At 67.4% G+C, this 24,263-nt stretch carries 21 protein-coding genes; 12 read left to right on the plus strand and 9 right to left on the minus strand.

Features of this window, described 5'->3' with window-relative positions; translation table 11 throughout:
- Positions 1 to 13 precede the first annotated feature (13 nt).
- Positions 14 to 805 carry a GntR family transcriptional regulator gene (locus H536_RS0119900; protein WP_024352119.1) on the plus strand — a complete coding sequence of 264 codons (792 nt, stop codon included), beginning with the start codon at positions 14 to 16 and terminating at the stop codon, positions 803 to 805.
- A gap of 41 nt (positions 806 to 846) precedes the next feature.
- On the opposite strand, the gene H536_RS0119905 is transcribed toward H536_RS0119900, so the two are convergent.
- Positions 847 to 1,719, minus strand: coding sequence for a LysR family transcriptional regulator (locus H536_RS0119905; protein ID WP_024352120.1), 873 nt, complete (start codon positions 1,717 to 1,719; stop codon positions 847 to 849).
- A gap of 198 nt (positions 1,720 to 1,917) precedes the next feature.
- Between H536_RS0119905 and H536_RS0119910 the strand changes: the two genes are divergently transcribed.
- Positions 1,918 to 2,709, plus strand: a complete 792-nt coding sequence (locus tag H536_RS0119910) for a class II aldolase/adducin family protein (protein ID WP_024352121.1) — start codon at positions 1,918 to 1,920, stop codon at positions 2,707 to 2,709.
- A gap of 3 nt (positions 2,710 to 2,712) precedes the next feature.
- Positions 2,713 to 3,918 carry a CaiB/BaiF CoA transferase family protein gene (locus tag H536_RS0119915; RefSeq protein ID WP_024352122.1) on the plus strand — a complete coding sequence of 402 codons (1,206 nt, stop codon included), beginning with the start codon at positions 2,713 to 2,715 and terminating at the stop codon, positions 3,916 to 3,918.
- Positions 3,919 to 3,968: 50 nt separating this feature from the next.
- On the opposite strand, the gene H536_RS0119920 is transcribed toward H536_RS0119915, so the two are convergent.
- From H536_RS0119920 to H536_RS0119940, 5 genes are all read right to left on the minus strand, one after another.
- On the minus strand, positions 3,969 to 5,018 hold the full coding sequence (locus H536_RS0119920) for an Ldh family oxidoreductase (protein WP_035695255.1): 1,050 nt from the start codon (positions 5,016 to 5,018) through the stop codon (positions 3,969 to 3,971).
- Between the two features lie 295 nt (positions 5,019 to 5,313).
- On the minus strand, positions 5,314 to 6,258 hold the full coding sequence (locus H536_RS0119925; protein ID WP_009208005.1) for an ABC transporter permease: 945 nt from the start codon (positions 6,256 to 6,258) through the stop codon (positions 5,314 to 5,316).
- A complete protein-coding gene (locus H536_RS0119930) occupies positions 6,255 to 7,190 on the minus strand; it encodes an ABC transporter permease (protein WP_024352124.1) in 936 nt (311 codons plus the stop codon). Before H536_RS0119930 ends, H536_RS0119925 begins: the two co-directional genes overlap by 4 nt.
- Positions 7,187 to 8,656 (minus strand): sugar ABC transporter ATP-binding protein, encoded by a 1,470-nt coding sequence (locus H536_RS0119935; RefSeq protein WP_024352125.1) that lies wholly within the window; start codon positions 8,654 to 8,656, stop codon positions 7,187 to 7,189. The genes H536_RS0119930 and H536_RS0119935 overlap by 4 nt, the downstream gene beginning before the upstream one ends.
- 11 nt (positions 8,657 to 8,667) lie before the next feature.
- A complete protein-coding gene (locus H536_RS0119940; RefSeq protein WP_009208008.1) occupies positions 8,668 to 9,678 on the minus strand; it encodes an ABC transporter substrate-binding protein in 1,011 nt (336 codons plus the stop codon).
- Positions 9,679 to 10,012: 334 nt separating this feature from the next.
- On the opposite strand from H536_RS0119940, the gene H536_RS0119950 reads away from it, so the two are divergent.
- A complete protein-coding gene (locus tag H536_RS0119950) occupies positions 10,013 to 10,804 on the plus strand; it encodes an SDR family oxidoreductase (protein WP_244877524.1) in 792 nt (263 codons plus the stop codon).
- A gap of 77 nt (positions 10,805 to 10,881) precedes the next feature.
- On the plus strand, positions 10,882 to 11,973 hold the full coding sequence (locus H536_RS0119955) for a TRAP transporter substrate-binding protein (protein ID WP_024352127.1): 1,092 nt from the start codon (positions 10,882 to 10,884) through the stop codon (positions 11,971 to 11,973).
- Positions 11,974 to 12,051: 78 nt separating this feature from the next.
- On the opposite strand, the gene H536_RS0119960 is transcribed toward H536_RS0119955, so the two are convergent.
- From H536_RS0119960 to H536_RS0119970, 3 genes are all read right to left on the minus strand, one after another.
- Positions 12,052 to 12,822, minus strand: coding sequence for a MauE/DoxX family redox-associated membrane protein (locus H536_RS0119960; RefSeq protein WP_024352128.1), 771 nt, complete (start codon positions 12,820 to 12,822; stop codon positions 12,052 to 12,054).
- 181 nt (positions 12,823 to 13,003) lie between these two features.
- The gene (locus tag H536_RS0119965; protein WP_024352129.1) at positions 13,004 to 13,903 is read right to left on the minus strand and encodes a response regulator transcription factor; all 900 of its coding nucleotides are present in this window, start codon (positions 13,901 to 13,903) and stop codon (positions 13,004 to 13,006) included.
- On the minus strand, positions 13,900 to 17,283 hold the full coding sequence (locus H536_RS0119970; protein ID WP_024352130.1) for a hybrid sensor histidine kinase/response regulator: 3,384 nt from the start codon (positions 17,281 to 17,283) through the stop codon (positions 13,900 to 13,902). The genes H536_RS0119965 and H536_RS0119970 overlap by 4 nt, the downstream gene beginning before the upstream one ends.
- Before the next feature lie 309 nt (positions 17,284 to 17,592).
- On the opposite strand from H536_RS0119970, the gene urtA reads away from it, so the two are divergent.
- The 7 genes from urtA to H536_RS0120005 all read left to right on the plus strand — a co-directional run bounded on the left by urtA (position 17,593) and on the right by H536_RS0120005 (position 24,178).
- A complete protein-coding gene (urtA, locus tag H536_RS0119975) occupies positions 17,593 to 18,861 on the plus strand; it encodes an urea ABC transporter substrate-binding protein (RefSeq protein ID WP_024352131.1) in 1,269 nt (422 codons plus the stop codon).
- A 154-nt stretch (positions 18,862 to 19,015) separates the two neighbouring features.
- Positions 19,016 to 19,942, plus strand: coding sequence for an urea ABC transporter permease subunit UrtB (gene urtB / locus H536_RS0119980; protein WP_024352132.1), 927 nt, complete (start codon positions 19,016 to 19,018; stop codon positions 19,940 to 19,942).
- A 10-nt stretch (positions 19,943 to 19,952) separates the two neighbouring features.
- On the plus strand, positions 19,953 to 21,101 hold the full coding sequence (gene urtC / locus H536_RS0119985) for an urea ABC transporter permease subunit UrtC (RefSeq protein WP_024352133.1): 1,149 nt from the start codon (positions 19,953 to 19,955) through the stop codon (positions 21,099 to 21,101).
- 11 nt (positions 21,102 to 21,112) lie between these two features.
- A complete protein-coding gene (gene urtD / locus H536_RS0119990) occupies positions 21,113 to 21,859 on the plus strand; it encodes an urea ABC transporter ATP-binding protein UrtD (protein WP_024352134.1) in 747 nt (248 codons plus the stop codon).
- Between the two features lie 11 nt (positions 21,860 to 21,870).
- Positions 21,871 to 22,560: an urea ABC transporter ATP-binding subunit UrtE gene (gene urtE / locus H536_RS0119995; protein ID WP_024352135.1), complete on the plus strand. Its 690-nt coding sequence runs from the start codon at positions 21,871 to 21,873 to the stop codon at positions 22,558 to 22,560.
- 42 nt (positions 22,561 to 22,602) lie between these two features.
- Positions 22,603 to 23,832, plus strand: a complete 1,230-nt coding sequence (gene fmdA / locus H536_RS0120000; protein WP_024352136.1) for a formamidase — start codon at positions 22,603 to 22,605, stop codon at positions 23,830 to 23,832.
- A 4-nt stretch (positions 23,833 to 23,836) separates the two neighbouring features.
- A complete protein-coding gene (locus H536_RS0120005) occupies positions 23,837 to 24,178 on the plus strand; it encodes an FmdB family zinc ribbon protein (RefSeq protein WP_009208021.1) in 342 nt (113 codons plus the stop codon).
- Positions 24,179 to 24,263 lie beyond the last annotated feature (85 nt).

A 24,263-nucleotide genomic window follows, 5' to 3' on the forward strand; every position in this document is an offset into this window, starting at 1 on the left:
CGCAGGAATGAGGATGGCGATGGGAACGGACCCGCTCGGCCTGGCCGGACAGCCGCCACGCTATCTGCGGATCGCGCAGGCGCTGGCCGCCGACATCGCCGATGGCCGCTATGCGGTCGGCGGCATGCTGCCGACCGAGGCCGAGCTCTGCGTGCTCCACGGCGTCAGCCGGTCGACGATCCGCGAGGCGCTGCGCCGGCTGGCGGCGCTTGGCCTCGTCTCCCGGACCCAGGGCATCGGCACCCGCGTCGAGCAGCGCCACGCCAAGTCGACCTACATCATGTCCGCCCAGTCGGTGGAAAAGGTCATGCAATATGCGGCCGAGACGGAGTTCTCGGTCCGGTCGATCGACGAGATCACCGCGGACGAGAGCTTCGTAGCCCGAATGGGCGGCAGGATTGGCGAGCGCTGGGTGGCGTTCTGCGGCACGCGGGCCGTGCCCGGCGACAGCCAGGGCGCCTTCTGCCGCACCTGCGCCTATGTCGCCGGCCGGTTCGGCGAGGTCCGCAGGTCGATCGCGCTCGGCGGGCCGCCGCTGACGACGCCGATCTACCAGACCGTTGCCGACACCTACGGCCTCGCCATCGGCGAAATCCGCCAGACGATGCGCGCCGAGGCCGCGGGCGAGGAGGATGCCGAGCTGCTGAACGTGGCAGCCGGTTCGCCGATCCTGCACATCGTGCGCCAGTACATCACCGCCGACGGCGAGACGATGGAGGTCTCGACCAACACTTATCCTGCCGGTCGCTTCGAATATTCGATGCGCCTGCGGCTCTCGACGGGTGGCGGCAGCAGCGACGACTGAACCGCGCCCGGCTGCGGGATGAGACGAGCCGTGCCGGCTCCTCAGTCGGCGGGTAACCCTGCGAGGATGTCGGCAAAGCGGGTGGCGACAGGCGGCAGATTGCCCGATCGCCGGGTGAGCAACGCGAAACTGCGCGACAGGGTCGTCTCCGGCAGGGCGATCTCGGTCAGGATCCCCAGCGAATTGCGCCCCACGAAGGTCAGGAGATCGAGTTCGGCCACCATCTCCGGCAGGGCCGAGATCGAGCTGGTCTCCACCCGCGCCTGCGGCGGAGGCAGGCCGTTCTGGACGAAGATCCGGTCGAGCCAGGCGCGGGTGCCGACCGAGCGCGACGGCAACACCCATTTCTCGCCGGCGAGATCGGCAAGGCTCGCCCCGCCTTTCGCCAGCCGGTGCGAGGGGCTGGCCGCGACCACCATCTCGTCGCGGTAGATGGTGCGGGCGTCGAATTCGCTGTGGGCCCGCGGGTCGACCGGGGCGATCACGAGGTCGCATTCGCCGGCCCGCAGATGCGCCTGCAGGACGTCGCTCATGCCCACGGTCAGCGCGATGTCGACACCCGGCGCCACCGCCGTCAGCATGCGGCAGGCGCGGGGCAGCACGTGGTTGACGATGGTCGTGCCCGAACCGATGCGCAGCGTGCCGGCCTCGCCGCGCGCCACTTCGCCCACCTCCCGTGATACCGCCTCGGCTTCCTGGCGCAGGTGACGCGCCTTTTCCAGAAGGATCGCGCCCACCGGCGTCAGCCGCTTCCCGCGGCCGGTGCGGTCGAAGAGCTTCGCGCCGATCTGCTGTTCCAGCCGGCGCACGGCCTTGGTCAGGGCCGGCTTGGTCCGGCCGACCTCGGCGGCGGCCTCTTCATAGGATGCGCGCGTCGCGACGGATTCGAAGAAGGCGAGGTCGCGCAATTCCATTGGACACCGAAAGTTACCGTTCAGGCGAAACTAGTGCATGGAAAGATAACGGGCAATGGCGCATGACTGGGGCATCGAATGCCATGCCGCCCGGGAGCGAGGGCGGCTGTCGCAGCGGCGGTGCAGCCTCGCGCGCCCGCCTCGCTAGGAGGAAGAGCCATGACCAAGCATGACAAGAACATCGTCGCCGAAGACCCGATGGCGGTTCTGAAGACCAAGAACTACACGACCGACATCGCGTCGATGAAGGACAAGGTCAGCGAAGCGGAATGGGAAGCGCGGGTGAACCTTGCCGCGGCCTACCGGCTCGTCGCCCTGTGGGGCATGGACGAGATGATCGCCAACCACATCTCGGTGCGCGTGCCGGGCGAGGAGGACACCTTCCTCATCAATCCCTATGGCTATTTCTACGAGGAGATCACGGCCTCGAGCCTGATCAAGATCGACCTCGACGGCAATGTCGTCCAGAAGCCCGACTTCGACTACGAACCGAACCGTGCCGGCTTCGTCATCCACAGCGCCATTCATCGGGCGCGCGAGGACGCGCATTGCGTCATCCACACCCATACCCCCGCTGGCATGGCGGTCTCGACGATGAAATGCGGCCTGCTGCCGCTGACCCAGACGGCGATGCGCTTCGCAACGATCGGCTATCACGACTACCAGTCGGTCGCCGTCGATCTCGCCGAGCAGGAATCCATCGTCGCCGATCTCGGCGATTCCGACCTGCTCATCCTGCGCAATCACGGCCTCCTGACGGTGGCGCCGTCCGTCGCCCAGGCCTTCTCGAACATCTACCGGGCCGAACTGGCCTGCAAGGTGCAGGTGATGGCGATGTCGGCCAATACCGAGATCGGCACGCCGCCGGAGGCGATCATCGAAAAGACCAACGCGCTCTACCGGCCCGAGACGCGCCGCCCGTTCGGCGTCCTGGAATGGCCGGGCCTGCTGCGCAAGCTGGACCGGATCGACCCGTCCTTCCGGACCTGAGCCTTGCCCAGCGAACCAGCCGCACGCCTGCCGCTAGCCGGCATCCGCGTCCTCGACTTCGGACATACGGTGATGGGCCCGACCTGCGGGCTCATCCTGGCCGATCTCGGGGCCGACGTGATCAAGATCGAGCCGGCCCCGCGGGGCGACCCGACCCGGACCCTGAAGGGGTTCGGGACGGGCTATTTCGGCTTCTTCAACCGCAACAAGCGATCGATCGCGCTCGATCTGAAGACGGCGGAGGGCCAGGAGATCGCCCATCGCCTGGTGCGCAGCGCCGACGTCCTGGTGGAGAATTTCGCGCCGGGCACGATGGACCGGCTGGGCCTGTCGGCCGAGACGGTGGCCGAACTCAATCCGCGCCTCGTCAATGCCAGCCTGAAGGGCTTCCTCAAGGGGCCCTACGACAACCGGCTGGCGCTGGACGAGGTCGTGCAGATGATGGCCGGCCTCGCCTATATGACGGGGCCGCCAGGGCAGCCGTTGCGGGCGGGCACCTCGGTCGTCGACATCACCGGCGGCATGTTCGCGGTGATCGGCATCCTCGCGGCGCTGATGCAGCGGGGCGAGACCGGCAAGGGCGCCGCCGTCGGCTCGGCCCTGTTCGAATCCTGCGTGTTCCTGGTCGGCCAGCACCTAGCCTATGCCTCGCAGATCGACGAACCGGTCCCGCCGATGCCGGCGCGCCGGTCGTCCTGGGCGGTCTACGAGCTGTTCACCCTCAAGGACGGCGAGCAGATGTTCGTCGGGATCACCACCGACGCCCACTGGAAGCGTTTTTGCGCGGCGCTGCAGCGCGACGATCTGGGCAACGATCCGGAACTGGCGACCAACAACCAGCGGGTGGCTGCCCGTGGCCGGCTGATCCCGATCGTCCAGGAGGTCTTCCGCAATCTCGACTCGGCCGGGGCGATCGCGCTCTGCGAGGCGGCGCGCATTCCCTTCGCCCCGATCGCGGAGCCGGCGGATCTGTTCGACGATCCGCACCTGGAGGCGACTGGCGGGCTGCTGCCCACGACCATGCCCAACGGGACAAAGACCAGGCTGCCGCGGCTGCCGTTCCAGATCGCCGGCCACGATCTCGGCATCCGCTCCGATCCTCCGGCGATGGGCGCCGACACCGACGCACTGCTTGCGGAACTGGGCTATGACGACACGGCGATCGGCGCCCTGCGCCAGTCCGGGGTCATCGTGACCCCGACGGACTGAACCGATCACCCTCCGGCCTCGCCCGACGGCGAGGCCGGCGGACGACCTGGTCAGCCAAGGCCCGGAACGCCGGCGTCCTTCGCCGCCGCATCGATCGAGGCGATGTCCTGGGCGGTGAGGGGCAGGCCCGTGCGGCGCGCCTGTTCGGCGCGGCGGGCTTCCGGCTCGCCCGGTAGCAGGATCTCTTCGAAGCCCGCGGCTTTCCGGCCGGCCTTCAGCCGCTCGGCGTAATCGCGTGCGCGATCCGCATAGGCATCTGGCGGCATGAACAGATCCGGCCGCATCGCCAGGAAGAAATGGCCGACATCCTGGCCGCGGGTGAAGTCGTCATTCTGGTTGATCACGCGATCGCCGGAGGCGGCGCCCGACATGATGCCCGCCAGGACGTCGATCATCACCGCGACGCCCGAGCCCTTCGGACCGCCCAGCGGCAGCACCACGCCCTCGAGCGCGGCGGCCGGATCGGTGGTCGGCCGGCCCTCGCCATCCAGCGCCCAGCCCTCCGGGATCGTCTCGCCCTTCGCGAGCGCGCGGCGCACCTTGCCCTTGGCGGCCACCGAGGTTGCCATGTCGAGGACGAAGGGGATGGGGCCCGGCGCGCCCATGGCCAGCGGATTGGTGCCGAGAAACGGGTCGCGCCCGCCCCACACCGGCATGGTCGGCGCCGCATTGGTGAAGACGAAGGAGGCCAGTCCGGCCTCGAGCGCGCGGTTCACATAGAGCGACGACATGCCGTAGTGGTTGGAGCGGGAGGCGGCGGCGAGGCCAACGCCGTAGATCGCGGCCTTCTCGATGGCGATGTCCATCGCTTTGCGCGCGACGACGAAGCCGATGCCGTTGTCGCCGTCGACATGCGCGGCGACCGGCATGCGCTCGGTCACGGTGAGCGTCGGAGCGGGGTTGAGGACGCCTTCTTTCAGGCGCCGGGCATAGACCGGCAGGCGGGCGACGCCGTGGGACGACACACCGCGCAGATCCGCTTCGACCAGACTTTCGGCGCAATAGCGCGCATCCTCCGCCGGCAGGCCGTTCGCCGCGAGAATGGCCGCCGCGACGCCGGTCAGCGCTTCCACCTGAATGATCCGTACCGTCCCTGGCATGGTCCCGCTCCCCTCACGATTTCCCGCATTCGTATTCTTCTGTATGCAGGGGTATTATAGATGCCGTGTCGTTCGCAAGCGATCGCCGGTGCGTTCCGCAGATCAAGTCAAAGCCAACTGCAAAGTTCGCGATCGCGGCGCGGGGCGCGCCCGTATCGCCCCTCGTCTCTGCCGCGAAGAGGGGAACTGCGGCGACCGAGGAGATGGTGCCGTGCCCCTCAGAGCCGGCGACCCGCGGGGTCCCGCCGGGGCCTTCCGGCAGCGTCGATCCGGACTCCCCGATTGCTGTCGGACCTCAGCCCCTGACTGGCCGGCTGCCGGCGGCGACGATGGCGATGATAATGAGGCCGGTCATCAAGAGGCGAACGCCGGCGCCGAGGCCGTAGGAATTCAGCATCGAGACGATGAGGAACAGGAACAGCGCGCCGGCCCAGATGCCGGGGACGTTGGAGCGGCCGCCGCCGATGGAGGAGCCGCCGATGACCACGACGGCGATCGAGGTCAGGAGATATTCCGTGCCCATGTTGAGCGCGGCGCCGCCGGAAAAGCACGACAGCAGGAACCCGGTGAGCCCGGCGAGGCCGGCGCAGAGAACGTAGGTGATGGCCCGCACCGCATCGACGGGCACGCCGGCGAGCCGCGCTGCGCGCGGGTTCTGGCCGCTAGCGGACAAATTGCGCCCATAGGCGGCGCGATTGAGCGCTACCCAGGCAATGACGGCGATGACGAGCGCCAGCCAGGCGACATTGGGCACGCCGAGACTGCGCCCGATGGCGAAATCGGACAGCGCCTCGGGCGGCTTGATGCGGATGCCGCGGTTCGACCAGATCGCCAGCGACAGATAGACGAAGGACGAGGCGAGGGTCGCAATGATCGGCGGGATCCGCAGGAGCTTGATCAGCGCGAAATTGGCGATGCCGGCACCAAGGCCGATGCCCAGTGCGACCAGGAGCCCGACAAGCGCGACGTCGGCCCCGGCCGCGCCGCCCATATATTTCAGCGACACGGTGCCGGCGAGGGTCATGGTCGCCGGGATCGACAGGTCGACATTGCCCGGTCCCAGCGTGATGACGAACATCTGGCCGAGACCGACGATGACCGAAAAGGCCGAGAAGGTCAGCGCCGCGACCAGAAGGCCGGTGCCGCCGGCGGTTTGTCCAATCGCTGCGGTGAAGGCGAAGGTGATGCCCGCCGCGACGAAGGCCCAGATCCAGGCGCGCGAGAAGAGCGTCGCGATCATGCCGCCACGCCCCGGTTGCGCCGCCGGACCGACAGGAGCAGCCGCGCGGCGAGCACGATGATCAGGATGATCCCCTGGGCGCCGATCTGCCAGTCGGGCGACAGGCGGATGAAGGACAGGAAGCTGCCGGCCAGGGCCAGCGTCAGGGCGCCGATCACCGCGCCGACCGGCGAGATGCGGCCGCCGGTGAACTCGCCGCCGCCCAGAATCACGCCGGCGATCGACAGCAGCGTGTAGCGCAGCGCGATATTGGCGTCGGCGGCGGTCGACAGGCCGACGAGGGTCATGCCCGACAGGATGCCGAAGACCGCCGACAGGGCATAGGCGCTGGCGCGCAGGCGGATCAGCGACCATCCGGCCCGCGCCAGGGTCCGCTCGTTGCCGCCGAAGCCGCGCAGCACGGTGCCGAAGGAGGAGCGCATGATCAGGAGATGGGCGAGGCCGGCAATCAGCACGCTGGCGACGATCGCCATCGGCGCGACCGGCGGCTTGGCCGTCATCAGCCAGCGCAGCCAGCCCGGCGAGGCACCGCCCGGCGAGGGCAGGATCATCAGCGCCAGCCCGGCCCAGACGAAGGACATGCCGAGGGTGACGACGATGGCCGGCAGGCCGCGGGCCTGGATCAGCGCGCCGAGCCCGGCATAGGCCAGAACCGAGGCCGCCAGAATGGCGGCGCCGATCAGCGGCGCGTCATTCAGCCATGTGGCGGTGACGCAGGCCACGAAGCTGACGAAGGTGCCGACCGACAGGTCGATGTCGTTGACCATGATGATGATCATCTGGGCGACGGTGGCGAGCGCGATCGGCACCGCCAGGTTGAACAGCAGGTTCAGCCCGAGATAGCTCATCGTGCGAGGCTGGATGACGAAGACCGCGCCGAGCAAGAGCGCCAGCGAGAGCACCGGCAGGAGAATGCGCAGATTCGGCTTCATGCGGCCTGACCCTGCATCTCGAAGCTGTTCGACAGGATCTGCTCCTCGGTGATCGCGGCGCCGGTCAGCTCGGCGGCGATGGCACCGTTGCGATAGACGAAGACGCGGTCGCACAGGCACGTCTCGTCGATCTCGGTCGAATACCAGAGGAAGGTGCGGCCGGCGTCGGCCTCGCGGCGGATCATCTCGTAGACCTGGGTCTTGGTGCCGATGTCGACGCCGCGCATCGGGTCGTCCATGACGACGATCGGGGCCTCGGTCGCCAGCGCTCGGGCGAACAGCACCTTCTGCTGGTTGCCGCCGGACAGGGACAGGATCGGGTTGTCGATGTCGTCGGTGCGGATGCCGATCTTCTCGCGCCAGTCCTCGGCGAGAGTCCGTTCGCCGTCGCGGTCGACCATGCCCCGGCGCGTCAGTCGCGGCAGAGCGGCCAGCGTCGCATTGCGCAGGATCGACCACAGCGGAAAGATGCCGTCGCGGCCTCGGTCGCCGGCGACGAAGACCGCCTGCGGCGCCCGGGCCCGCCAGTTCGAGGTCTGCGACAGGTAGAAGGCAGCCAGCGCTTCGGCCTGGCCGTGGCCGGCCAGCCCGGCAAGGCCGACGATCTCGCCGCGCCGTGCCTTCAGCCCTTCGGGTGTGGACAGGATGTCGTCGCCCTGCGGCCGCACGCGCTGCGCGGCCTTTTCGGAGGCGACATGGCCCATCGCCGAGACCAGCGATTGCCGGGTGAAGTGCCCGGCCTCGCGATCGGCGATGACGCGGCCGTCCTTCATCACGGCGATCCGGGTCGCCACGTCGAAGACCTCGCCCAGCATGTGGGAGATGAAGATGACCGAGCCGCCCCCGGCGCAGAAGCGGCGGACATGGGCGAGGAGCTGCCCGGCGATCGAGCCGTCCAGCGAGGAGGTCGGTTCATCCAGAATGACCAGCCGCGCCGGTTCGGCGCCGTCGGCAAAGCCGATCGCCACCTCGACCATCTGGCGCTCGGTCAGGGTCAGGTCGCCGACGATCGCCTCGGGCTGAATGCGGTGGCCTCTAAAGATCTCGTCGAGGGCGGCCATGACGCGTTGCGCCGCCCGGCCGCGCCAGCCGCGACCGGTGAGGTCGCGCTGGGAAATGCGAACATTCTCGGCGACGGTCAGGTTGGGGCAGAGCGACAGCTCCTGATGCACGGCGCGCACGCCGGCCCGGCGCCGCGCGATCTGGCCCGAACCGGTGCTGCCGTCGGCCAGGCCGTATCGGACCGCGCCTTCGCTGGGCTCCAGATTGCCGTTGATCAGATTGACCAGGGTCGACTTGCCGGCGCCGTTATGGCCGACGAGAGCGAGGCATTCGCCGCCCGTCACCGTCAGGTCGACCGTGTCGAGAGCCCGGACAGGCCCGAAGGATTTGCGCGCGTTCTGCAGCGCGACCAGAATGTTCCCCCGGGGGCCGGCTGCCCCCGGAGCGTCACTGCCTGTCGTCATCGGGTCCGAACTCAGTTGGTGCCGGCGATCACGCCCTGGGCGTCTTCCAGCGTGTACTCGACATTGGCGACGCCGCCCTCGGGCGTCGTCTTCAGGGCCTCGTCGAGCCCGTCCTGGTCGATCCGCAGGAACGGCACGGTCAGATCCTTCGGCACCTCCTTGCCGTCGAGGATCTGCTGGGCGACCCAGAAGGCGAGGGTGGACACGCCCGGCGCGATCGAGACCGACATGGTCTCGTAGCCATTGGCGTCGCGCTGCTCGGCCCACCAGGTCAGCTCGTCCTGGCGGTTGCCCATGACGATGATCGGCGTCGGCCGGCCAGCGGCCTCGAAGGCCTGGGCCGCGCCGTAGCCGTCGCCGCCCTGGGTCGCGACGCCGACCACTTCCGGCAGGGACGGCAGCACGCCGGCGACGGCCTTCTGCGCCACGTCCTGGGCCCAGTCGCCATGCACCGAGCCGACGATCTTGAACTGCGGATTGGCCTCGACGCCGGCATGGATGCCGGACGAGATGGCGTCGTCGACGAAGACGCCGGCCAGCCCGCGGATCTCGAGCAGATTGCCGCCGTCGGGCAGGCGGCCCTTCAGATAGTCGATCTGGTCGGCGCCCATCTGCTTGAAGTCGACGGCGATCCGCCAGGCGCAGGGCTCCTCGACGATGCCGTCGAAGGAGACGACGGTGATGCCGGCATCGCAGGCTTCCTTGATGGCGCCGTTCAGCGCCGTCGGCGACGCCGCATTGATGACGATCGCGTCGTAGCCCTGCAGGATCATGTTCTGGATCTGCGCGGCCTGCTCGGTGGCCTGGTTCTCGGCGGTGGTGAAGGCGTCGGCTTCGGCGACGATGCCGTCGGCCACGGCCTTGTCGGTCACGGTCTTCCAGCTTTCCAGCATGGCCTGGCGCCAGGAATTGCCGGCGTAATTGTTGGACAGGGCAATGCGCTTGTCGGCGGTCTCGGCATGGGCGCCGGTCGCGAGCATGATGGTGGCTGCCGATACGGCAGCTTTGAGAAGCCTCGTCATGTTGTCCTCCCAGACGGTGATCAGCCGCACTCTCCCGATGCGGCAAAGCACCGATGAACCGGCGCTTCGGGAAGGTAATCACAGAGTGCGGCGCACAAACCAGTGCGATCTGTCGCCGGGCCCCGAAACTTTGCCTTCATTTGCGGATGGCGCGCATGTCTTCCGCCTCTCAGGGCTGTCATAATACCGCATGACAGTCCGGGACGAATCGTATCGTATGCGCTGCGCTGCGGGGCACGACGCGCGCCATGACCGGCGGCGCATGCGGCGGCGGTTCGGGGGGATCGATGACGAACGGGGCGACAGTCGGACATGCCGGGCCGTGGCGGATCGCGTGACGCTGCAAGCCGCATCACGCCCCGTGCCCGGCCTGTTTTCGCTCGACGGGCAGGTGGCGCTGGTCACCGGCGCAAGCCGCGGGCTCGGGCTGGAGGTCGCGCGGGCCATGGCCGAGGCGGGGGCCCGGGTCGTTCTGGCCGGCCGCGACCGGTCGCGCCTCGAGGCGGCGGCGGGCAGCATCAGCGGCACCGCGCATGAGCCGGTCGTTGCCGATTTCGATTTCACCGATACCGATGCGACGCGCGCGGCGCTGCGCCGAATCCATGCGGACGCCGGTAGGCTGGACATTCTCGTGCACAATGCCGGGGCCCGCGACCGCAAGCCGCTGGCGGAGTTTTCCGATGCCGACATCCGTGCGCTCATCGACACCAATCTGACCGCCGGCATCGTCCTTGCTCGCGAGGCGGCGGCGCTGATGGTGCCGCAGGTCCATGGCCGGCTGATCATGATGACGTCGATCGCCGGCCATGTCGCCCGCGCCAACGATGCCGTCTATACGGCCTCCAAGCACGGGCTCACCGGTCTGGTGCGGGCGCTGGCGGCCGAATACGGCCGGCATGGCATCACCAGCAACGCGATCGCGCCGGGCGGCTTTGCGACGGAAGCCAATGCCGATCTGATCGCCGATCCGAAGGCCGCGGAGCATTTCGCCGGCCGGTCATTGATCGGGCGCTGGGGACAGCCACCGGAGATCGCCGGCGCGGCGGTGTTCCTGGCCTCGCCCGCGGCATCCTACGTCACGGGGCATGTCCTCGTGGTGGACGGCGGCCTGACGACGGCGATGTGAACATGCGGCGCGGCGCCAGGCGCACGCGCCGGGGAGGCGCCCGGACCCATCCGGGCCACCGAAACGGGGGAAGAGTAATGGACCGCAGAAACTTCATCGCGACGGCCGGACTGGGCGCCGTCGGCAGTTCGCTCGCCGCACCGGCGCTGGCGCAGTCGCAGCCGGAGGTGATCTGGCGCCTGCAATCGAGCTATCCGAAATCGCTGAACACGATCTACGGCGCGGCTGATTCCTTCGCCAAGGCCGTGACCGAGGCGACGGACGGTCGCTTCCAGATCCAGGTCTTTGCCGCCGGCGAGATCATTCCGCCGCTGAGCATCGTCGACGGCGTCCAGCGCGGCACCGTCGAGATGGGCCAGACCGGCTCCTATTTCTATATCGGCCAGGACCCGGCCTTCGCCTTCGGCACCTGCATTCCGTTCGGCCCGAATGCCCGCCAGCAGAATGGCTGGTTCTACGAGGGCGGCGGCAACGACCTCTTCAACGAGTTCTGCGCGACCTACGATCTGGTGCATTTCCCGGCCGGCAACACCGGCACCCAGATGGGCGGCTGGTTCCGCAAGGAGATCAACAGCGCCGAGGATCTGAAGGGGCTGAAGATGCGGATCGGCGGTCTCGCCGGCAACGTCCTGCAGCGGCTCGGCCTTGTGCCCACGCAGATCGCGGCGGGCGACATCTACCCCTCGCTGGAGCGCGGGACCATTGACGCCGCCGAATTCGTCGGCCCGCAGGACGACCAGAATCTTGGCCTGTCGAAGATCGCGCCCTTCTATTACTTCCCGGGCTTCTGGGAGGGCGCGGCGTCGCTCAGCTTCTTCATCAATCTGGAAAAGTGGAACGCGCTGCCGGCCAGCTACCAGTCGATCGTGCGGACGGCGGCGATGGCCGCCGGCACCGAGATGACGGCGAAATACGACGTCCAGAACCCGATCGCCCTCGCTCGTCTGCTGTCCGAGGGCACGCAATTGCGCGCCTTCCCGCAGGACGTCCTGCAGAAGAGCTACGCAGCGGCCAGGGAGGTCTATGCGGAGCTTGGCGAGAAGAGCCCGGCCTTCAAGAAGCTGCTCGACCACCAGATGGAATATCGCGACCGGACCTACCAGTGGTGGCGGATCTCCGACTACAGCTACGACACGCTGATGCTGCGCGCCGCGCAGGAACAATGGTGAGCGACGCCGCCTGAACGATCAGATCCCGGGGCGGCGAGGTTTCGGCCTTGCCGCCCTCCGATTGCAGTGCCCCGGAGCTCAGCCCCACAGCATCATGCGCAGGGGCATCCAAAGGCCCATGCCGATCATCACGAGGTTCTCGGTCAGCGACACGAAGCCCAAAGGCACGTTCGAGCCGCCGCCGGCGCAGGCGCATTTGAGTTCGCGCTTCTGCACATAGACCGCATAGAAGACCGACACGGCGCCGATCGTCCCGATGATCAGCGCGATCGGCGCCGACAGCCAGGTGAGGGTGCCGGCGATCATCAGCACGCCGGCCAGCGTCTCGCCGAACGGGTAGATCTTGCTGTAGCGCACCCATCGCTTCGCCAGGAGGTCGTAGTTCAGGAACATGGTCGAGAAGCTTTCGACGTCCTGCAGCTTCTGGATGCCGAGCAGGCACATGGAGATGGCGAAGAACCACTCGATCGCCCGCACGGTGAAGAGCGTCTCATAGGCAGCGAAGGAGACCGCCAGCGCCATCAGGAAGGCGACCGAGAAGATGGCGATCACCGGCTGGTAGGTGGTCTCGTCCTCAGACTGGACCGACTTGCCGAAATGTTCGCGCAGGTCCGTGTAGCCGCCGACGCGCTCGCCGCCGATGAAGGCCTGCGGCGTCGTCTCGACGCCATGCTTCGCCTTGAAGGCGTCGGTCTCCTCGCGGGTGGTCAGCCAGTTGTCGTCGACCGCGAACCCTTCGCGCTCGAGAAGGTCCTTCGACTTCAGCCCGTAGGGGCAGACATGCTCCTCCATGACCATCCGGTAGAGGACGGCCGACGAATTGCTGTCGTTCGCTGCGGCGTTGCTCATGCTCCATCGTCCTTCCTGCGGCGTCCCGCGCGCCACCTTGCCGTTGCCTCTTGGCCAAGGAGTTGCGAGCGCAGAAGTTCCCGCAGGAACCGCGCGGGATGCCGGACCTGCCGGAATCTTGCCTGGGGCAGGGTGAAGAAATTTGGTGCCTGCGGTACCGGCCGTTCTTGCCGGCGGGCGGTCAGACGAATTCGCGGATCTGTTCCATGGCGATCGCGGTGGCGGCCGAGCGGTTCTCGACGCCGAGCTTGCGGAAAACCGTCTCCAGATGCTTGTTCACCGTCCGCACGCTCAGCTTGAGGATGTCGGCGATGTCCTGGTTCGACTTGCCGCGCGACAGCCACAGCAGCACCTCGGCCTCGCGCGGCGAGATCGGCAGTTTCGCATTGAGGGACGCGATCAGCGTCGCGTCGCTGGCGACCTGCGAGACCCGCAGCAGGAATTCGCCGTCCCCCGCCTCGCCCAGAAAGGCGAAGCTCAGGCCGGTGCCGATCTCCGTTGCGGTCGCGCGGCCTTCGCGCAGGCTGGCGAGGATGGTCTTCAGGACGCTCGCGGGGATCGGCCCCTCGGCGGCTTCCAGAATGTGGCGGCGGGCCCATGGCGTCGTCCAGAGAACCTCGCCCGACGCGTCGATGGCGAAGAGATGCCGGCCGGCGCTGTCGAGGGCGAGCCGGGCCGAGCGGGTCTTGCGGGCATTCGCCTGGTGGACGCGCATGCGGGCGAAGACCTGCTCGATGACGACAGGCTTGGTGACGTAGTCGACCCCGCCGGCCTCGAAGGCCTCGAGCACGTGCTCGGTCTCGCTGAGCCCGGTCATGAAGATCACCGGAATGTCGGCCAGACGGCTGTCGGCCTTGATCTGCCGGGTGGTCTCGAACCCGTCGGTGCCGGGCATGACGGCATCCATCAGGATGATGTCCGGGATCGCCCGGCGGGCAATGGCGAGTGCCCGCGACCCGCTGGCGGCCACGAGCACGGTCATGCCCTCGTCCTCCAGCGCGGTGCGCAACAGGCTGATCGTGTCGGGCGAATCGTCGACCACCAGGACGGTGGTGCGGTGGCCGCCGCGTTCCGCGTTCATCGCCCGCCTCCCGCCAGAAGCGTTTCGACGGCATCGAAATCCATCCGCTCGACGGCGAGGCGGAGCTGGGCGACGCCGGCCGCGGCGCCCGGGTCGCGGCGGGCGATCTCGTCCAGCTTGGCGTTGATCCCCCGCACATGGCCAATCTCCACCAGCGCCTGCAGGTCGCTACGGTCGATCTCCGCAAGGGCGCCGAAGTCGTCGACACCGTCGCTTTCGCCGGACACCGGAGCCGGTGCGACCGGCGCGTCGCCTGCCGGTTCGTCGTCATGCAGCCATTCGAGACCCAGCGTGCGGGCGATGGTGTCGAGCAGGGTGTCGATCACCAGCGGCTTGGACACCCAGTCGGCGATCGGTCCGGTGATCGACTGGGGCCGGGCGTCGGCCGACAGCATGACGATCCGGCTCGCGATCCCGTCCGCGGCAATGCGCTCGGCGACCTCCCAGCCGCTCTGGCCGGGCATGCTGACGTCGAGAATGACGAGGTCGGGCTCGGCGAGCCGGGCCATGCGCAGGCCGGTCTCGCCGCCATCGGCGGTCAGGACGGTAAAGCCGATCGGTGTCAGGATTTCCTCGACCAGCTGCCGGTGCACCGGCTCGTCGTCGACGACGAGCACGGTCCGGCGTTCGCCGCGATAGCCGGTGACCTCCCGGCGCTGGGCCACGACCCCGACGGGGGCGACGACGGTCGCCAGCATCAGCCGGACCGTGAAGGTGCTGCCGACACCGAGCGTCGAGGCCAGCCGGACGTCGCCGCCCAGGATCTCGGCGAGCAGCTTGGTGATGGTGAGGCCGAGCCCCATGCCGGGCACCGGCCGCGCGGCGCCGTCCTCGATGCGCTCGAAGGGCTCGAAAACGCGCTCGACATGTTCCTCGGCGATCCCCGGTCCGGTGTCGGAGATGGCGAATTCGGCGATCTGGCTGCGATAGCGCACCGTCAGGGTCACCTGGCCCTCGCGGGTGAACTTGATGGCGTTCGACAGGAGATTGATCAGGATCTGCCGGGTGCGCTTGGCGTCGCCGCGCACGATGTCCGGCAGGGCCCCCTCGACCCTGTAGACGAAGCCGATGCCGGCATTGCCGGCCTGCAGGCGGAACATCTCGACGATCTGCGACAGAAGCGGGCCGAGGGCGAATTCGTCGCGGTAGATCTCCAGCTTGCCGGCCTCGATGCGGGAAATGTCGAGCAGGCCGTCGATCAGCCCGGCCAGATGCTCGCCGCTGCGGCGGATCACCTTGACGCCCTCGCGGCGTTTTTCGGGGATGGCCGTATCCTTGTCGAGAATCTGGGCGAAGCCGAGCAGCGAATTGAGCGGCGTGCGCAATTCGTGGCTCATGCCGACGACGAAGCGGGTCTTGGCGAGGCTCGCGGCCTCGGCCTTTTCCTTGGCCCGCTGCAGCTCGGCGTCGGTGATGCGATGCGCCTCGATCTCGCGGGTCAGAAGCCCGGTCTGGTGCCGCGTCTCCTCGAGCGCGACGCGGCGGCTTTCATGGGCGAGGACGAAGACCCAGGAGGCGATGCCGATGAAGATGATCAGGATGACGAAGACCTGCGCCAGCACCATGGCCGCGGTGGACGGATCGGCCGAGCGGGTCAGGGTCGCCTGCAGGTAGATCAGCGACAGGGCGGCGGCGCTGAAGCCGATCAGGGTCAGGAAGATCGCCAGATAATGGCCGCGGGCGGAATCGGCGAAGGCGGCGAGGCGGGTGGAGACGTTGCGCGCCAGCCCGTCGACGATCTGTTCGCGGGCCCGGCTGCCGGTCTTGCACAGGTCGTTGCAGCGCGCGTCGAGCGTGCAGCAGAGCGAGCAGATCGGCCCGGCATAGGCCGGACAGGAGGCCATGTCCTCGCGCTCGAATTCGTGCTCGCAGATGCAGCAGGCCAGCGTCGGCAGACCGGCCCAGTCGTCGCGTGCCCTGCGGGCCAGATAATAGCGGCCGTCGGTGGCATAGGCGATGGCCGGAGCCGCGACGAAGGCGGCGATCAGCGTCACGAACACCGACAGGGCGGCCAGGAGCTCGCCGAACAGGCCCACATGGGCGAGGGCGCCAAGGATGATGCCGGTGCCCATGGCGCCGAAGCCGACCGGGTTGATGTCGTAGAGATGCGCCCGCTTGAACTCGATATGGGCCGGCGACAGGCCGAGCGGCTTGTTGACGACGAGATCGGCGACGAGGGGCGCAACCCAGGCGACGGCAAGGATCGCGTAGAGCGCCAGGATTTCCTCCAGCGCCTGCAGGATGCCCATCTCCATCAACAGGACCGCTATCGCGACGTTGAAGATCACCCAGACGACGCGGCCCGGATGGCTGTGGGTGAGCCGGGAGAAGAAGTTCGACCAGGCGATCGAGCCGGCATAGGCGTTGGTGACGTTGATCTTCATCTGGGCGATGACGACGAACAGGCCGGTGATCCACAGCGCCGCGGTCGCGTCCGGGATGATCGCCTCATAGGCGGTCAGATACATCACCGTGGGATGATGGGCCTCGGCGATCGACAGGCCCTGTCCGACCACGAAGACCGCCAGCATCGAGCCGGCGAGTATCTTCAGCGTGCCGACGACGATCCAGCCGGGGCCGCCGGCGATCAGCGCGGTCCACCATGCGGCGCTCCGGCCGGCCCGGCGCCGCGGCATGAAGCGCAGGAAGTCGACCTGTTCGCCGAGCTGCGCGGTCAAAGCGAAGAGGATCGCCGTCGCGCCGCCGAACAGCAGGATGTCGAAGCTGCCGTCGCCGCGGGTGCCGGTATAGGCTGCCCATTCGGCGTCGGGCAGGCCGCCGGCCAGCGCGAGGGCGACGAAGGGGGCGACGTTGAGCAGCACCCAGATCGGCTGGGTGATCGTCTGGAAGCGGCTGATCAGGGCGATGCCGTGGGTCACGATGGGGATGACGGCGACGGCGCAGACGATGTAGCCGGCCCATAGCGGCAGGCCGATGGTCATCTTCAGCGCCATCGCCATGATCGCCGCCTCGATGGCGAGGAAGATGAAGGTGAAGCTCGCATAGATCAGCGAGGTCACCGTCGAGCCGAGATAGCCGAAGCCGGCGCCGCGGGTCAGAAGGTCGATGTCGACGCCGTATTTGGCGGCGTAGAACGAGATCGGCAGGCCGGCCAGGAAGATCAGGATGGCGACGCAGGCGATGGCGGGCAGGGCGTTGGCGACGCCGTAGCTCAGCGTCACCGTGCCGCCGATGGCTTCCAGCGCGAGGAACGAGATGCCGCCCAGCGCCGTCATCGCGATCTGCATCGGCGTGAAGCGCCGGGCGCTCTTGGCGGTGAAGCGGAGGGCGTAGTCTTCCAGCGTCTCGTCGGCGACGAACTGGTTGTAGCTGCGGCGCACCCGGAGGATGCGCTGGGGCGCGCTGCGCGGGTCGTTCACGCCGCGTCCCGGGAGAGGCACAGACAGCCGTCCTGCATTCGCGTCCTCACATTGCCGCCTCGCCGTGTGGCGTGGTCGATGGATGACAGCGACCGCCGGCCCGCGGTCCCCGTTTCCGCACGCTGGAATCTGCCGCCCGTCCTGTCGCAAAGGCCCGTCCGCATGGCGGGATGATGGGGCCTGACGGTCAGCACCGGAATACGTCAATCTGCGTATTGTTGCTCTGCAGCATTCGTCGCGATGATCGCCCTGTCAACCGAGTGGTCAGTCCGGACCGCCGGGCTCATTCATCCAAAGACGGGGTTTCAGATGACAGACGCGACCAGAGGTGACGGCCTGCGCTCCAGGCTGCGACGCCAGCTTCTGCTGGGGACCGCGGCGGCGTTGACACTTGCCGTGACCGGTGCGGGCGCCGCCTTCGCCCAGACGCCGCCGACCGAGGAGGTGAACACCACCGGCCTCGCGGTCACCGAGGACACCGTGAAGGTGGGCATCCTGCATTCGGTCACCGGTACCATGGCGATCTCGGAGACCGGCTCCGTCCAGGCCGAGAAGCTCGCCATCGAGCAGATCAACGCCATGGGCGGCGTCCTCGGCCGCAAGATCGAATACACCCAGGAAGACGGTGCCTCCGATTGGCCGACCTTCGCCGAGAAGGCCAAGAAGCTGCTCGTCGAGGACAAGGTCGCGGCAGTGTTCGGCTGCTGGACCTCGGCATCGCGCAAGGCGGTTCTGCCCGTGTTCGAGCAGTATAACGGCATGCTCTACTACCCGACCTTCTACGAGGGGCTCGAGGAGTCGCCCAATGTGATCTACACGGGTCAGGAAGCGACCCAGCAGATCCTGTCGGGCATCGACTGGGTGGTGAAGAACAAGGACGCCAAGAGCTTCTACCTGCTCGGCTCAGATTACATCTGGCCGCGCACCTCCAACAAGATCGCGCGCAAGCACATCGAGAAGCTCGGCCTGGAAGTCGTCGGCGAGGACTATTATCCGCTCGGCCACACCCAGTTCAACTCGGTCATCAACAAGATCAAGCTGAAGAAGCCGGACGTCATCTACGCCATCGTCGTCGGCGGCTCCAACGTCGCCTTCTACAAGCAGCTCAAGGCTGCCGGCATCGACATGACCAAGGAGGATCCGGTCCTCTTGACGATCTCGGTGACCGAGGACGAGATCCGCGGCATCGGCGGCGAGAACATCGAGGGCGCCTATGCCGCGATGAAGTATTTCGAGAGCCTGCCGAACGAGAACAACCAGAAGTTCGTCGCCGACTTCAAGAACATGTGGGGCGAGGACATCGTCATCGGCGACGTGACCCAGGCCGCCTATCTCGGCCCCTGGCTGTGGAAGGCCGCGGTCGAGAAGGCCGGCAGCTTCGACATCGACGCGGTGCGCGAGGCGTCCCCGGGCATCGAGCTGACCACCGCGCCGGAAGGCTATGTGCGCATCCACGAGAACCATCACCTCTGGTCCAAGACGCGCATCGGCCACGCCCAGGCCGACGGCCAGTACGAGGTGGTCTACGAGACCGAGGAGCTGATGGAGCCCGATCCGTTCCCGGAAGGCTACCAGTAAGCCGCAACGCTCCGGCGGGCCGTCCCTTGCGGACGGTCCGCCGATCGGCCGATCCGCCGGCCCTTGCCCGACCCAGCCGTTTTCCCGCCCGCGACACGTTCCGCTTCCCGCGACCCGTGCGCCGAGCCCCCTTCCGCCCAACAAGGAGCCCCGGATGTTTGCCGACTATTCCTGGAGCGAACTCGGATCGATCTTCGCCATGCAGGGCTTTGCCGGGCTGGTGCTGTTCTCGGTTCTGGTGCTCATGGCCCTCGGCCTCGCGATCATCTTCGGCCAGATGGGCGTCATCAACATGGCCCATGGCGAGTTCATGATCCTGGGCGCCTACGTGACCTACCTGGTCGCGGGCTTCTTCGAAGCGTTCCTGCCGGCCCTGGTGCCGATCTCCTTCTTCGTGGCGGTGGTGCTGGCGTTCTTCGCCTCCGGGGCCCTCGGCGTGGCGGTCGAGATGAGCCTGATCCGCTTTCTCTACAAGCGCCCGCTCGACACGCTGCTGGCCACCTGGGGCCTGTCGCTGATCCTGCAGCAGACCTACCGCACCATCTTCGGCGCGCGCGAGGTGGGCGTCACCCTGCCGAGCTGGATGATGGGCTCGCTGCCTCTGACCGACATCATCGAGATCCCGATCAACGGGCTCATCGTCATGGCGATCACGCTGCTCATCACGCTCGGCGTCTATCTCGTCATGTTCCGCTCGCGGCTTGGCGCGCAGACCCGCGCCGTTGTCCAGAACCGCACCATGGCGGGCGCCGTCGGCATCGACACCGAAAAGGTCGACCGGATGACCTTCGGGCTGGGCTGCGGCATCGCCGGCGTCGCCGGCAGCGCCTTCACCATGATCGGCTCGACCGGGCCGAGCGCCGGCCAGCTCTACATCGTCGACACCTTCCTGGTCGTCGTCTTCGGCGGCGCGGCAAGCCTCCTGGGCACCATCGCCTCGGCCTTCACCATCTCCCAGGCCCAGTCGACCATGGAATTCTTCCTGTCCGGGTCGATGGCCAAGGTGCTGACCCTCCTGACCGTCGTCGGCATCCTGATGCTGCGACCGCAGGGCCTGTTCACCCTCAAAGTCCGCCGGTGAGGATCAAACCATGACGAAGTTCCTGTCTTCCAACGGCCGATACGAGGCGATCGGCTTCCTCCTCCTCGCAGCCCTGCTGATCGTCGTGATCCCGGCGATGACCGACGCCTTCCGCCTCAACCTCGTCGGCAAGTACCTGACCTACGCCTTCGTCGCCGTCGGCCTCGTCCTGTGCTGGGGTTCGGCCGGCATTCTCAGCCTCGGGCAGGGCATCTTCTTCGGCCTCGGCGGCTACTGCATGGCCATGTTCCTGAAGCTGGAGGCCTCGACGCCGGAGGCGACGGCGATCCAGTCAACCCCGGGCATTCCGGACTTCATGGACTGGAACCAGCTGACCGAGCTGCCCTTCTTCTGGGAGCCGTTCCACTCCTTCGGCTTCACCCTTCTGGCGGTGGTGCTGGTGCCGGCGATCCTCGCCTTCGTCATCGGCTTTGCGATGTTCACCCGGCGGGTCGGCGGCGTCTATTTCGCCATCATCACCCAGGCCATCGCCGCGATCCTGACCATCCTGATCATCGGCCAGCAGGGCTATACGGGCGGCGTCAACGGCATCACCGACCTGCGCACCCTGCTTGGCTGGGACATCCGCACCGACGACGCCAAGACGATCCTCTATTTCGTCAATGCGCTCCTGCTGCTCGGTGCCATCGGCCTGTCGATGCTCGTGCGCAATTCCAAGCTCGGCCGCATCCTCGTCGCGCTGCGCGACAAGGAGGATCGGGTCCGCTTCTCCGGCTACGACGTCGCCGCCTTCAAGACCTTCGTGTTCTGCTTTGCCGCGGCGCTTGCCGGTGTCGGCGGGGCGATGTTCACCCTGCAGGTGGGCTTCATGTCGCCGACCTTCGTCGGCATCGTGCCGTCGATCGAGATGGTGATCTTCTGCGCCGTCGGCGGTCGCCTGTCGCTGATCGGCGCGGTCTACGGCACGCTTCTGGTCAACTGGGCCAAGACCTCCTTCTCCGAGAGCTTCCCGGAACTGTGGCTCTTCGCCATGGGCGCGCTGTTCATCGTCGTCGTCATGGCCTTCCCGAACGGCCTGGCCGGCATCTTCACCAGCCATGTGCGGCCGCTGATCGACCGGTTCCTGCGCCGCTCGCCCGCGCCGCTCGCCGACCGCCGAACGCCCGACGCCGCGGTCGCTCCCGCCGCCGCCGAATAAGGACCCGCGCCATGACGACACCCAAAGAGTTTCTCCTAGCCGTGGAAGGTCTCACCGTCTCCTTCGATGGCTTCAAGGCGGTGGACGATCTCTCCTTCTACGTCGATCCCGACGAGATCCGCGTCATCATCGGCCCGAACGGCGCCGGCAAGACGACGGCCCTCGACCTGATCTGCGGGCGCACCAAGGCGTCCTCCGGCTCGATCCGCTTTCGCGGGCAGGAGCTGACGAAGATGAAGGAGCATCAGATCGTCCATGCCGGCGTCGGGCGGAAATTCCAGAACCCGTCGATCTACGACGACCTGACGGTCTTCGAGAATCTGGAGATCTCCTTCCCGCGGGGACGCACGGTGTTCGGGGCGCTGGCGTCCAAGCGCGACGCGGAGGTGCGGGCCCGTGTGGAGGAGATCGCCGAGATGATCTTCCTCGCCGACCATCTGGACGATCGCGCCGAGTTCCTCAGCCACGGCCAGAAGCAGTGGCTGGAGATCGGCATGCTGCTGATCCAGGACCCCGAGCTTTTGATGCTCGACGAGCCCGTCGCCGGGATGAGCGTGTCGGAGCGGGTCAAGACCGCCGAACTCCTCAACCGCATCATCAAGGGCCGCTCGGTGATCGTCATCGAGCACGACATGAAGTTCGCCGAGGACATCGCGACGCGGGTCACCGTGCTGCACCAGGGCAAGGTCATCTCGGAGGGCGACATGGCCCATGTGAAGGCCGATCCCAAGGTCGTCGAAGTCTATCTCGGGCACTGAGGAGCACGCCGATGCTGAACATTTCCGACCTGCATGTCGCCTATGGCTCGAGCGAGGTGCTGCACGGCCTGACCTTCGACGTGGCGCCCGGCGAGATCGTCGCCGTCATGGGCCGCAACGGCATGGGCAAGACGACGCTGATGAAGTCGCTGATGGGGATCGTGCCCCAGTCCTCCGGCGCCGTGATGGTGGACGGTGCCGACATGTCGGGCGCGAAGAGCCACCAGCGGGTGAAGGGCGGTCTTGGCTACGTTCCGCAAGGGCGTATGATCTTTTCCACCATGACGGTGCGCGAGAACATCGAGACCGGCCTGACGGTGACCGGCGAAAGCCAGGTGCCGGAGGACATCTACGAGCTGTTTCCGGTGCTGCTGGAAATGAAGGGCCGGCGCGGCGGCAATCTGTCGGGCGGCCAGCAGCAGCAGCTGGCGATCGCCCGCGCGCTCGCCTCGCGGCCCAAAGTCCTGCTCCTCGACGAGCCGACCGAAGGCATCCAGCCCTCGATCATCCGCGAAATGGGCCGCACGCTGAAGCGTATCCGCGACGAGAAGGGCCTGTCCATCGTCGTCTCCGAACAGGTCCTGTCCTTCGCCCTCGACATCGCCGACCGGGTGCTGGTGCTGGAGAACGGCGACCTTGTCCATGACGAGCCGGTGGACGGCGCCGACGAGGCGCGCATCGCGAAATATCTGTCGGTCTGACCGGCAACCATTCCCGAAGCCGAAACGAAGGAGCGCAACGGCATGACCGACACCCTGATCAAGGTCGATTTGACCCAGTCGCCGCATGACAACGAGATGGTCCACAATCGCTGGCATCCCGACATCCCGATGGCCTGCTGGGTCAATCCGGGCGACGACTTCAAGGTCGAGACCCATGACTGGACCGGCGGCCAGATCAAGAATGACGACGACGCCTCCGACGTGCGCGATGTCGAGCTCGAGCAGGTGCATTACCTGTCCGGCCCGATCGGGGTGAAGGGTGCCGAGCCCGGCGATCTCCTCGTCGTCGACATCCTCGACATCGGCGCCTTCGAGGAGAGCCTGTGGGGCTTCAACGGCTTCTTCTCCAAGCAGAATGGCGGCGGCTTCCTGACCGAGCACTACCCGCTGGCCCAGAAGTCGATCTGGGATTTCGAGGGCATGTTCACCAAGTCGCGCCACGTGCCGGGCGTGCGCTATGCCGGCCTCATTCATCCGGGCCTGATCGGCTGCCTGCCGGACCGGGCGATGCTGGACGACTGGAACACCCGCGAGAAGGCGCTGTTCGACACCGATCCGGACCGTGTGCCGACCCTGGCGGCTTTGCCGAACACCCAGTCGGCCCATATGGGCAAGCTGACGGGCGAGGCGAAGGCGAAGGCGGCGGCGGAGGGCGCGCGCACCGTGCCGCCGCGCGAGCATGGCGGCAATTGTGACATCAAGGATCTGTCGCGCGGCTCGAAGGTCTATTTCCCGGTCTATGTCGATGGGGCCGGGCTCTCCATGGGCGATCTCCACTTCAGCCAGGGCGACGGCGAGATCACCTTCTGCGGCGCCATCGAGATGGCCGGCTGGCTGCACATCAAGGTCAGCCTGATCAAGGGCGGCATGAAGAAATACGGGGTCAAGAACCCGATCTTCCGGCCCTCGCCGATCACGCCGAAATACGACGACTATCTCATCTTCGAGGGCATCTCCGTCGACGAGGCCGGCAAACAGCATTATCTCGACGTCCACATCGCCTATCGCCAGGCCTGCCTCAACGCGATCGAATATCTGAAGAAGTTCGGCTATTCGGGCGCCCAGGCCTATTCGATCCTCGGCACCGCGCCGGTCCAGGGTCACATCTCCGGCGTCGTCGACGTGCCGAATGCCTGCGCCACCCTGTGGCTGCCGACGGACATCTTCGAGTTCGACATCATGCCGGGCAATGACGGGCCGACGAAGTTCCTCGACGGCTCGATCGACATGCCCATCGCGCAGGACCTGTAAGGCGATGCCCTTCTACGACTATGATTGTGCCGATTGCGGTACCTTCACCAGCCTGCGCCCCATGGCGCAGGCTGGTGAGCCCTGCGATTGCCCGTCCTGCGGCGACAGCGCCCGCCGGGTGATCCTCTCGGCGCCGCGGCTGTCGACCATGGATGCCGGCCGCCGCACCGCCTTCGCCACCAACGAACGCAGCGCCAACGCGCCGCGCTCGGGCGGCAAGAAGCACGGCGCCGGCTGCTCCTGCTGCGCGGCGCCCGGCGGCCGGGCGAAAGCCGGTGCGACGCTGACCATGCCGACCGGCGCCAAGACCTTTCCCGCCAAGCGGCCGTGGATGATCAGCCACTGACGGCAGACGGGTAAGGGGACAGGTTCGAGGGGGGAAGCGGTATCGCGGGGCGCGTCATGCGCGCTGCGATACCGTCCTTCGCTCG

The sequence above is a fragment of the Aurantimonas coralicida DSM 14790 genome (genome assembly GCF_000421645.1).
Lineage (GTDB): Bacteria > Pseudomonadota > Alphaproteobacteria > Rhizobiales > Rhizobiaceae > Aurantimonas > Aurantimonas coralicida.

Coding starts and splice junctions, on each gene's coding strand:
- H536_RS0119900 (WP_024352119.1), top strand. CDS start 14: ATGGCGATGGGAACGGACCCGCTCGGCCTGGCCGGACAGCCGCCACGC.
- H536_RS0119905 (WP_024352120.1), bottom strand. CDS start 1,719: ATGGAATTGCGCGACCTCGCCTTCTTCGAATCCGTCGCGACGCGCGCA.
- H536_RS0119910 (WP_024352121.1), top strand. CDS start 1,918: ATGGCGGTTCTGAAGACCAAGAACTACACGACCGACATCGCGTCGATG.
- H536_RS0119920 (WP_035695255.1), bottom strand. CDS start 5,018: ATGCCAGGGACGGTACGGATCATTCAGGTGGAAGCGCTGACCGGCGTC.
- H536_RS0119925 (WP_009208005.1), bottom strand. CDS start 6,258: ATGATCGCGACGCTCTTCTCGCGCGCCTGGATCTGGGCCTTCGTCGCG.
- H536_RS0119930 (WP_024352124.1), bottom strand. CDS start 7,190: ATGAAGCCGAATCTGCGCATTCTCCTGCCGGTGCTCTCGCTGGCGCTC.
- H536_RS0119935 (WP_024352125.1), bottom strand. CDS start 8,656: ATGACGACAGGCAGTGACGCTCCGGGGGCAGCCGGCCCCCGGGGGAAC.
- H536_RS0119940 (WP_009208008.1), bottom strand. CDS start 9,678: ATGACGAGGCTTCTCAAAGCTGCCGTATCGGCAGCCACCATCATGCTC.
- H536_RS0119955 (WP_024352127.1), top strand. CDS start 10,882: ATGGACCGCAGAAACTTCATCGCGACGGCCGGACTGGGCGCCGTCGGC.
- H536_RS0119960 (WP_024352128.1), bottom strand. CDS start 12,822: ATGAGCAACGCCGCAGCGAACGACAGCAATTCGTCGGCCGTCCTCTAC.
- H536_RS0119965 (WP_024352129.1), bottom strand. CDS start 13,903: ATGAACGCGGAACGCGGCGGCCACCGCACCACCGTCCTGGTGGTCGAC.
- urtA (WP_024352131.1), top strand. CDS start 17,593: ATGACAGACGCGACCAGAGGTGACGGCCTGCGCTCCAGGCTGCGACGC.
- urtB (WP_024352132.1), top strand. CDS start 19,016: ATGTTTGCCGACTATTCCTGGAGCGAACTCGGATCGATCTTCGCCATG.
- urtC (WP_024352133.1), top strand. CDS start 19,953: ATGACGAAGTTCCTGTCTTCCAACGGCCGATACGAGGCGATCGGCTTC.
- urtD (WP_024352134.1), top strand. CDS start 21,113: ATGACGACACCCAAAGAGTTTCTCCTAGCCGTGGAAGGTCTCACCGTC.
- urtE (WP_024352135.1), top strand. CDS start 21,871: ATGCTGAACATTTCCGACCTGCATGTCGCCTATGGCTCGAGCGAGGTG.
- fmdA (WP_024352136.1), top strand. CDS start 22,603: ATGACCGACACCCTGATCAAGGTCGATTTGACCCAGTCGCCGCATGAC.
- H536_RS0120005 (WP_009208021.1), top strand. CDS start 23,837: ATGCCCTTCTACGACTATGATTGTGCCGATTGCGGTACCTTCACCAGC.